Source organism: Novosphingobium sp. Chol11 (genome assembly GCF_900218065.1).
Taxonomy (GTDB): Bacteria; Pseudomonadota; Alphaproteobacteria; order Sphingomonadales; family Sphingomonadaceae; genus Sphingobium; species Sphingobium agri.
The window spans coordinates 130,772-139,910 of sequence record NZ_OBMU01000004.1; the positions used below are offsets into that span (position 1 = coordinate 130,772).

9 protein-coding genes and 2 pseudogenes are annotated in these 9,139 nt (G+C 61.5%); 7 read left to right on the plus strand and 4 right to left on the minus strand.

The genetic code is table 11. The features are described from left to right. Positions 1–93 precede the first annotated feature (93 nt). The 4 genes from NCHOL11_RS17025 to NCHOL11_RS17040 all read left to right on the plus strand — a co-directional run bounded on the left by NCHOL11_RS17025 (position 94) and on the right by NCHOL11_RS17040 (position 4,467). The gene (locus NCHOL11_RS17025; RefSeq protein ID WP_097093784.1) at positions 94–846 is read left to right on the plus strand and encodes an SDR family NAD(P)-dependent oxidoreductase; all 753 of its coding nucleotides are present in this window, start codon (positions 94–96) and stop codon (positions 844–846) included. 206 nt (positions 847–1,052) lie between these two features. Then, entirely contained in the window at positions 1,053–2,330 is a 1,278-nt protein-coding gene (locus tag NCHOL11_RS17030) for a DUF1214 domain-containing protein (protein WP_141397907.1), read from the plus strand. Positions 2,331–2,397: 67 nt separating this feature from the next. Continuing rightward, the gene (locus NCHOL11_RS17035; RefSeq protein ID WP_097093785.1) at positions 2,398–3,573 is read left to right on the plus strand and encodes a sulfotransferase family protein; all 1,176 of its coding nucleotides are present in this window, start codon (positions 2,398–2,400) and stop codon (positions 3,571–3,573) included. A 123-nt stretch (positions 3,574–3,696) separates the two neighbouring features. Beyond that, positions 3,697–4,467 (plus strand): SDR family NAD(P)-dependent oxidoreductase, encoded by a 771-nt coding sequence (locus NCHOL11_RS17040; protein ID WP_097093786.1) that lies wholly within the window; start codon positions 3,697–3,699, stop codon positions 4,465–4,467. An 84-nt stretch (positions 4,468–4,551) separates the two neighbouring features. Here the strand turns inward: NCHOL11_RS17040 and NCHOL11_RS18700 are convergent, their stop codons facing one another. Next, positions 4,552–4,680 carry a hypothetical protein gene (locus NCHOL11_RS18700; RefSeq protein ID WP_255254894.1) on the minus strand — a complete coding sequence of 43 codons (129 nt, stop codon included), beginning with the start codon at positions 4,678–4,680 and terminating at the stop codon, positions 4,552–4,554. A gap of 20 nt (positions 4,681–4,700) precedes the next feature. On the opposite strand from NCHOL11_RS18700, the pseudogene NCHOL11_RS18705 reads away from it, so the two are divergent. From NCHOL11_RS18705 to NCHOL11_RS17055, 3 genes and pseudogenes are all read left to right on the plus strand, one after another. Further along, positions 4,701–4,882: pseudogene (locus tag NCHOL11_RS18705) on the plus strand (LysR family transcriptional regulator); the annotation flags it as partial. Between the two features lie 225 nt (positions 4,883–5,107). Beyond that, on the plus strand, positions 5,108–5,698 hold the full coding sequence (locus NCHOL11_RS17050) for a tyrosine-type recombinase/integrase (protein ID WP_255254895.1): 591 nt from the start codon (positions 5,108–5,110) through the stop codon (positions 5,696–5,698). Between the two features lie 339 nt (positions 5,699–6,037). Next, positions 6,038–7,225: a glycoside hydrolase family 1 protein gene (locus tag NCHOL11_RS17055; protein WP_097093787.1), complete on the plus strand. Its 1,188-nt coding sequence runs from the start codon at positions 6,038–6,040 to the stop codon at positions 7,223–7,225. 342 nt (positions 7,226–7,567) lie between these two features. Here NCHOL11_RS17055 and NCHOL11_RS17060 read toward each other — a convergent pair whose 3' ends face one another. From NCHOL11_RS17060 to tnpB, 3 genes and pseudogenes are all read right to left on the minus strand, one after another. Next, complete coding sequence (locus NCHOL11_RS17060; RefSeq protein ID WP_255254896.1) at positions 7,568–7,717, minus strand: SDR family oxidoreductase; 150 nt, start codon at positions 7,715–7,717, stop codon at positions 7,568–7,570. A gap of 109 nt (positions 7,718–7,826) precedes the next feature. Then, a pseudogene (gene tnpC, locus NCHOL11_RS17065) lies at positions 7,827–8,891 on the minus strand (IS66 family transposase); the annotation flags it as partial. Between the two features lie 100 nt (positions 8,892–8,991). Beyond that, positions 8,992–9,138 (minus strand): IS66 family insertion sequence element accessory protein TnpB, encoded by a 147-nt coding sequence (tnpB, locus tag NCHOL11_RS18850; RefSeq protein WP_369680255.1) that lies wholly within the window; start codon positions 9,136–9,138, stop codon positions 8,992–8,994. Between the last annotated feature and the right edge of the window lies 1 nt (position 9,139).

The following is a 9,139-nucleotide window of genomic DNA, read 5'->3' on the forward strand; positions in this document are numbered from 1 at the left end:
ACGCGCACAGCACCGGTCAGGGCGCTCCGGGACAGATAAGCTCGGGCGCGCATCTCCAAGTGTATCGCCTCGCAGGGCGAAAAGGTAAGTGACATGAATTCGATGCATCATGATTTCAGCGGCGCCAAGGTGCTCGTCACGGGAGGAACCAGCGGGATCGGCGCAGCGACGGCTGCCGCATACCGAGCCGCCGGCGCGGAAGTGACGATCACCGGCACGCGCGCTTCTGCCGATCGCTACGATGCCGATCTATCCGGCTATTGCTACCTGCCGATGGACATCGAGGATGGCGACAGCATAGGCGCCATGGCTGCACAGGTGCCCGCGCTCGACATTCTCATCAATAATGCGGGAATGGCGCTGCCCAGCCTCGGCCTCGATGAATACGAACCGGATGTCTTCGCCCGTGCCGTGAACATGCTTTTGGTGGGTGCTTTCCGCGTTTCGCAGCGGCTGACTGACCGGCTGATCGCCAGCGACCTCAAAGGGGGAGCATCGATCGTCAGTATCGCATCGATGAGTTCCTTCTTCGGCATTGCCATTGTTCCAGGCTATGGCGCTGCCAAGACCGGCCTTGTAGGCCTCACCCGTACGCTGGCTGTGAAGTACGGGCCGCAGGGAGTGCGGGTGAACGCGGTCGCGGCGGGTCTGACCCGGAGCGGCATGACAGCGGGCACCTTCGCGCAGGACGCCTGGACAGCACCAACTCTGGGCCGCACCCCGCTGGGGCGCTTGGGAGACCCGGAAGACATTTCTTCGGCAATCCTGTTCCTCACCAGCGGTGATGCCAGCTGGATCACCGGACAAACCCTGGCCGTTGACGGCGGCTATACGGTTGCCGGCTAGTGGTGAAGGACGCCCATCGCCAGCGAACTCGCTACGCAGACAAGGATGCTAATGCCGTGACTGTAGCGGCACTTTCCGGGTTGGCGGCGCGTGCGCAGTCCGCCGGACGCTCATCCGGGCGCGTCGCAATCGCTCACCATCTCATCCTTTGCCCAGGCGGGTAAGGACCTTATCGAAACGTAAGAGCCCCATAGGGAGGTTATGCCATGACCGATATTGCGAGCCAGCGCCTCCTGGAGGGACGCGCCTGGGACGACTTTTGCGAGACGCTGCGTCTGACTGGGCATGAGATCGCGCGCTGGGGTGATGTGCCGGACGCGCAGGATCGCACTGAATGGTATCGCTATCTTACCCGCCTGGCGCGCAACGGGCTGGAGCGCTTTGTTGAGAATAGCGAGCCCGATACTCCGCGGCTTCGCGATACGCCCTTCCGCTGTTCAATCAACGCGCAGCATCCGGGGCAGGATCACCTTTTGTCGGAGTGGTTCGAACCGGGCTACGAGTACCGGATGTGGGGCAACCGCGGCACAGTCGATTATTTTGTGATCGGCGTGTGGAAAGCGGCGCAGAACCTGGACGTGGGCGCGCAGGATTGGGCTGATGCGGGAGTTGAGAGCCTGAAGGAGTTCGACCCGGCGATGCTGTTCACCACCGCTTTCCTGCAAAGCGACAGCATCGACTTCGACGCAGACGGCAATTTCGAAGTCATGCTGACGCGTGAAGCTCCGGCGGATGGACGCAACTGGCTGAAGATCGACGAGGAGAGCGTCGGACTGCTCGTCCGCATCGTCCATCAGGACCGTGCGCGGGAAATCAATCCCGTGATGCACATAGAACGGCTGGATCATCCCCAGCAGCGTCCGGTGCGCCCAGCTGAACTTGCCACCAATCTTGCTCGTGCCGCGCAGATGGTGCGGGGCTATGCTGAACTGCCCCGCGCTTGGTGGTTCGACAATCTGTCGAAGCGCAAGAACCAGCTGCAATTCTCTCGCGGGGTCTATCTCAGCAATGGTGGCGTAGCAGATCGGCACCACGCGTTCGGTGTGTGGGAGAAGCCCGAGGATCACGCCCTCATATTCCATTTTGAAGTGCCGCCTGCTGAAAACTGGATTTTCCAGCTGCTCAACATCTTCCAGGAAAATCTGGACATCTACGAGCAGGAGAAGGGCTATATCGAGAACCGCCGCGCTATTCTCGAACCAGACGGTTCGGCCTATGTGGTAATTGCGGACAAGGATCCCGGCATCGGCGGTAACTGGATCGATGCCTTCCAGCACCGCCATGGCACCATGAGCCTTCGTTTCATCAAGTGCGAAACCCCTCCGAGCGTACGGGCCTATCTGGTGCCGCTCGCCGATTTGGAGAAATCCGGCAGGCAGGCGCTGGCCGAGGTAACTAGCATCATAGCGGCGAACAAGTGGAGTGATGCTGCTGCCATGCGGGCAGCGCCAACCGTCAGCTCCGCCGGAACAGCTCTGCAATAATCACTGGACCGGCGGACGCTCACGAAAACGCGCGTTTGTTTTCGTTCTTCAATAGAGAGACATCATCATGGCTACCCATTTCGAGACAACTGAAACCCCGCTGTTGGACCGGGATGCGCTGCTCGCAGAGGCGCGCGACCGGGCGGGGCTGTCCGACTTCGGCGGCCTGTGGTTTCTGGAGCCGATGGACCAGTTCCTTGCAGCCTCGAACGCGGAGGGTCATCTGACACCTGCCGGCCATGCTGCGCAGACGGAGGTGATCGTCAAGGGGCTGGTCAGCCGCCTGCGCATGGTCGATGACATCAGGCGCCATCCCGAGATACTGGATGAAAAGGTTGAGGTCGCTGGCATCATCCTGGGCCTGCCGCGCACCGGCAGCACCATTTTCCAGCGCCTGCTGGCGAGCGCGCCCGGCATGACCGGCCTGCGCTGGTTCGAGGCGCAGAATTTTGCGCCGTTTCCGGGCGAGGAGCGAGGCAAGCCGGTGGAACGCCGCGCCTATGCGCAACAGATGATCGACGGCTGGCTCCAGCTTGCGCCCGAACTTGCCTCCATCCACCCGCTCGATCCGGATGCCCCTGATGAGGAGATACTCGTCCTGGGGCAGATGTTCGTGTCCACCATGATCGAGGGCATGAACCACGTCCCCAGCTTCACACGCTGGCTGAATGGCTATGACCAGTCGAAGGGGCATGAGGATCTGAAGACCATCCTCAAATATCTTCAGTGGCAAGACCCCGCGCGGCGCGGCAAGAAGTGGATCCTCAAGAGCCCGTCCAACCTTCCCTATGCCGAAACCGCGGCGAAGGCGTTCCCTGACGCCCTGCTGATCATGACGCATCGCGATCCGGTGCAGACGGTGCCGTCCTACGTGTCCATGCAGGCGGCGCTCTACAAGCTGAGCGCGACGCTGACCGACAAGCAGGTCGGCGACTTCTGGTTCCCTCGCCTCGTCGAGTGGATGCGCATGTTCGAGGCTGCGCGTGGGCGGATCGGCGAGGATCGATTCATCGACATCGACTATCGCGAGGTCGGCAAGGAACCGATGGCGCAGGCGGAGCGCGTCCTGTCCCGCTTCGGCATCCCGATCGATGCTGAAGTCGAGGCCGTGCTGAACGAGTTCCTGGCCGGCAACAAGCGCGAGCAGCGGCCAATGCACGACTATTCGCTGGAGCGCTTTGGCCTGGAGGAGGAAGCGATCAAGCGCGAATTCGCCGACTACCGCGCACGCTATCTCAGCTGATGCGGAAACGAGCATGACGATCGCATCGGCGGTGGTCATGACGGGTTATGGTTTGCAGAGTCGACACGCAACTATCTGGGTAAGCCAAAAAAGGCAGCAGAATGGGAGAGCATTGTGGTGAATATGGAAACGCCGGATCGCGGCCTGGCAGGTAAAGTCGCACTGATCGCGGGGGGTGGCGGCATCGGGGGCGAAACCGCGCGGCGGCTCGCGGCTGAGGGATGCAAGGTGATGATCGGCGATCTTTTCGCCGACGCCGCAGAAGCGACTGCCAAATCCATCCGGGAAAGCGGTGGAATCTGCGCAGCACACGGCTATGACCAGGCCGACGACGCCTCCGTGGCGTCGCTGATCGAGGCGACGGTGCGGGAATATGGCACGATCGATTTCCTTCTCGCCAACGCTGCGGACATGGCGGCGCTGACGCAGGACAGCGATTTGCTTGCCATCGATCTGGCTATCTTCGACCGCACCATGGCGGTGGGCATGCGGGGGGTCATGATGTGCGCGCGGCTGGCCTTGCCGCACATCGTTGCCAATCGTGGGGCGCTCGTCTTCATGAGCTCGGGTGCTGCCCATGCAGGGGAGGCGCAGCGTTTCTCCTACGCCATGGCAAAGTCCGCCATGAATGCGCTCATGCGCCATATCGCCCGCCGCTGGGGTCCTGAAGGGGTGCGGGCCAACGCGATCCTTCCGGGGCTGGTCCTCAGCGACCAGGTCAAGGAACGCATGGACAAGGCTGTGGTTGAACAGATGAAGGGCGCCATTCCCGCTGGCCGCCTGGGCGAAACGTCCGATATCGCCGCCATGGTGGCGATGCTGTTTTCGCGCGACGGCGAATGGGTCACTGGCCAGACGCTTTCAGTGGATGGTGGTTCCTCGATGCGGCCTTGAAGCTGCTGCTCTCTAGCTAGCGGCATTAAATGGGAGTGGGGGCGGCCTGATACGGCCGCCCTTAGTCATCGTTCCGGCGCGGCTTCACTGCCGCTGCATCTTCCAGCTGCGCCTGCCGATGCTCATGATGAAGATGGCGCCTGCGGCCAGATAGGCCGTACCGAACGCTCCCGCCGCGAAGCTGACGCCCCCTAGGGCGGCGACGGGCCCCACTACGACAGGGTTGACAGCGTGGGCTCGGCTATCTCATGGAACCCGATGTCCGTGATGACGTCGCTGCGGGTCGGCTTGTGCGCATTCTTGAAGACTGGACGCCGCCCCTTCCGCCCCCTATTTCAACCGGCGCAACTCCTCCGCAGCTTTCCAAGCGTTCATCGCACTCGCGCGCGACTTCACCGCTGGACGGCTCGCATAGTCTCAAGCGAGTTGCAGCGCGGCGACAACACCATGCGTATGGCAGCACGCAATCGATACCCCATCAAACTGAGATCGGCTTTGCAATGACAGGTTTCGGCAGGAGCGGCCGTTCGAGGGCGAGTTGATTACGTCTTGAGTTGGTCGGCAGGTGCCTCCGGGCATTCCTGCTTATCAGGCGCCAAAGCGTTCTTCGGACGGCCACTCTGGCCATCGGAGAATGATCATGGAGATGCCTGAAACCGTACCCACCACCACCGCCACAAAGCGCCAAGTCTGGAACGCCGGACGGACCGTCGGCGCGAAGCGCGCTCTGAAACCGAAGCAAATTTGGGAGATCCGATTTTACCTCAATCAGCGGCACCGCTTGCGAGACAGGGCGCTGTTCGACCTGGCGATCGACAGCAAACTTCGGGGCTGCGACCTGGTGCAGTTGAAAATCGGAGACCTTGTCAGCGGCGGGCAGATCCGAACGCGGGCAATTGTGATGCAGCAGAAAACTGGCCGGCCTGTTCAGTTCGAGCTGCTCCCAGACGCTCGGGCCAGCCTGCTGGCTTGGCTCGAGCGGCGGGGCGGCACGGTGGACGAGTATGTCTTTCCCAGCAGGGTTGATCATAGTGGGCATCTCAGCACCCGCCAATATGCCCGGCTTGTCGATGAATGGGTGACAGGGGTCGGTCTGATGCGAAGCGAGTATGGCACGCACTCGCTTCGCCGAACGAAGGCATCGATCATCTACAGGGCAACCGGTAAACCCTATAGGCGAGTTGTCGTTCAGTTCGCAACTCCGACAGCGCTTGTCGTGCATGCAATCTAGGCGAATTCAGAACTGCAATTTGGCCCGAAAATCATATGCGACAATCATGTGTTTTGCGACAGGTCCGCTCACGCCTATAGCCGGACGTATGCTTATCGGTCCGCTTCTAATAATCAGCCGCTCGTTCATGTCGCCTCGGGAGCGGCTTGGATGAACAATAATAGAACGGTCCCGACCTGTTATTGACCCCATCACGGGACATAGCGTAGAGTGACGGGCGTAGATCGTGCGTAGATCAGACAGAGCTATGGGAGCAGGCGGGTGTTAGATAGACGGCAGGCACTGAGTTTTCTGCCGGCAGCAGCAGCCCTCGCTGTCGCTCCCGCTGCCGCCCGCACCATGTCTCAACGCAGGAAACCGGGATTTCTCTGGGGAGCTGCAACGGCCGCACACCAGGTCGAAGGCAACAATATCAATAGTGATATCTGGCTGCTGGAGGCACTGCCCGGAACACCGTTCAAGGAACGTTCGGGCGACGCGTGTGATCATTTCAGCCGCTATGATGACGATATCGCGCTACTGGCTAAGCTGGGGCTGAACACGTATCGTTTCAGTATCGAATGGGCGCGTGTCGAACCGGACGAAGGGTTATTCTCGGCGGCGATGCTTGCTCATTACGGCCGGGTGCTCGACAGTTGCCGGCGCCACGGGGTCGTACCGATGGTCACCCTTCATCACTTCACCTCACCGCGCTGGTTTGCCGCAAAGGGCGGATTCGAGAATCCGGAGGCTCCGGGATTGTTCGCGCGCTACGCCCGTCGCGTCGTTGAAGCGGTGGGTGACCGCATAGACTGGCTGTGCACGATCAACGAGGCCAATCTGACCTTCGCTCCGGTGCCCTCACTCCTCAAGGCCGCCGCGCAGGCGACCGGTTCGGACACTTTTTCCACCTTCCTGTTCTCGAATCTTTCCAAGTCCAAACCCATCGTGCGCGACTGCCACGCCGCGGCGCGCGCGGCAATCAAGGACGTGCGACGCGATCTTCCAGTCGGATACACGCTAGCGATCGACGACATCCAGGATGCACCTGGGGTGTCCGGGCGCGCCGCCCGGCTAAATTCGGCGTTGTACGACGTGTGGCTGACGGCGGCGCGGGAAGACGACTTCATCGGTGTGCAAAACTACAGTCGCAAGGTGCTGGGCGACAGAGGCTTCGTTATGCCGCAGACCGGTGCGCTCGGTCCCGAGGGCAAGGACTTCTATCCCGCTTCTCTCGGCGGTGCGGTGCGTTATGCCGCCTCCGTTGCGAAGGTTCCGGTCGTCGTTACCGAGAACGGCATTGGCACAGCTGACGATACTATCCGGGTCCGCCACATGGACGGGGCGCTTGCCAGTTTGCGCAACGCGATAAAGGACGGCGTGGAGGTGCGCGGTTACATTCACTGGTCGTTCCTCGACAATTTCGAGTGGCTGTCAGGGTATGGCGAGCAGTTCGGCCTCGTCGCTGTCGACCGCGCCAGCCAACAGCGGATCGTGAAGCCCAGCGCACGCTATCTTGGAAAAGTAGCGCGGGCGGGCAGTTACTGAAGCGGCATCGCTGAACAAATATCCTGTTATCATCGGCCTCCCAATTCCGACTGTCGGCTTTGTAAGTGCGGTCATTCAGGCCTCGATGAGCGAGAAACACGGGATTTCGGATACCCGATGCCGGAAATCCCTGTCGTCAACTTAGCTGGGCTTCCATCATGTGCTTTACGCCACCCAAGACTTTTCCGTTTTCCCGCCGTGATTGGACGCTTCGGGAAAAGTGAATTGGGAACAGATTGCGGGAAAGGCCCCCCTGATGCCTGGCAAAAGCGGTCATAGAGCGGGCTTCTCGTTCCTCCTTCGTCCTCGGAAATAGGCAGGTCCCCTTGATCTAGACCTACTTCAGACCTGCGCTATGCCGCCATCGACCGGCAGTTCGGCACCCGTGGCGAAGCTGCTTTCCTCGCTGGCGAAGAACAGCGCAGCCGACGCGACCTCGCTGGTCCGCCCCATGCGGCCGAGCGGGATCAGCTTTGTCAGCGTCCCGCGCACCTCGTCGGTAAGCGCTGTTCTCAGCCCACGTAGATCCAGGGCATGAGTTCATGAACGCGATTGGCCGGGTAGCCGTTGGCGAGCGCGGTCATTGTCTTGGTCAGCCATCCTCGATGGCATAGAGCATGGCGATCCGACGCAGGATCTCGGTCGCGACCGGGGAACTGGCGGCAAGATCATAGAATTTGCGCCGGACATGTGACCAACAGAAGGCGAGGCTGAGTTGCTGTCCGCGGCGTTTGGCAAGCGCTGTGTATCCGCCATAGCCGTCGACTTGCAGGATGCCTGCAAAATCTCCGAGATGGGTGCCGGGCCGTTCGGCCTTCCGGTCTGCCGCATAGACATAGGCGACCATCGGCGGACCTACGCCACCCCATTGCCGATCATCGCGGGCATAGGCCCATAGCTGGCCAGTCTTCGTCCTTCCGCGCCCCGGGTCAAGCACCGGCGCAGTGGTCTCGTCGGCGAATAGCCGCTCGGATCGGCGCAACTCCTCAAGGGTCCGGTCCCGCAATGGCCGCAAATACCATGCTGCCCGACCGACCCAGTCCGCCAGGGTGGAGCGATCGAGCTTGATATCCTGCCGGGCGTAGATCTGAGCCTGTCGGTATAAAGGAACATGATCGGCATACTTCGATACCGGCACCTGGGCGATCAGCGCTTCGGCCGGGATCCCGCCTTCGACTATCCGCGCCGGAGCGGGAGCCTGGACGATCGCGCCCTCACAGGAGCGACAGCCATAACGCGGGCGTCGTGTCACCAGCACGCGGAAGGTCGTGGGAACGACGTCTAGCCGCTCGGCAACATCTTCGCCGATCTGATGAAGCGCCCCGCTGCAGCAAGGGCAGACCTTCTCCTCAATATCGACAATCTGTTCGATCCGCTCGAGATGCGCGGGCAAGGAGCCGCGGTTGGTTTTACGGGGCTGATCGCTGCGGGAACGCGGCGCAACAGCATCTCTGGCAGCACGGGCATGTCCAAGGGCGATCTCGACATCCTCCAGTCCCAGCTGGAGCTGATCGGCATCGAGTTGCTCAGACCGGCGACCGAAACGATGCCGCATGAAGGCGTCGATAATCGACTGAAGGCGCTCGATCTCGGCGTCCGCCTCGCCCTTGGCAACGCCCAGTTCTGTCAGCCTGGCCTCAGATGCGGCCCGCTCCTCCGCCAGCATCCGGGACTGCTCCAGGACGAGCGCGCGAAGCGCGTCGATGTCTTCTGGCAGGTCCGCTTGCATGAGCATGGTAACAATGAATCAGTGAGGCAAAGCCCCGTCAACCGGCAATTTGCGGGGCCTGCGGTCGACGGCCGCCATGAACCCGGCGCCAGTCCAATCCCTCCAGAAGCGCGCCTAGCTGGGCGGCGGAAAGACGCATTACGCCGTCCTGGATGCCAGGCCACTTGAAGCTGCCTTGCTCCAGA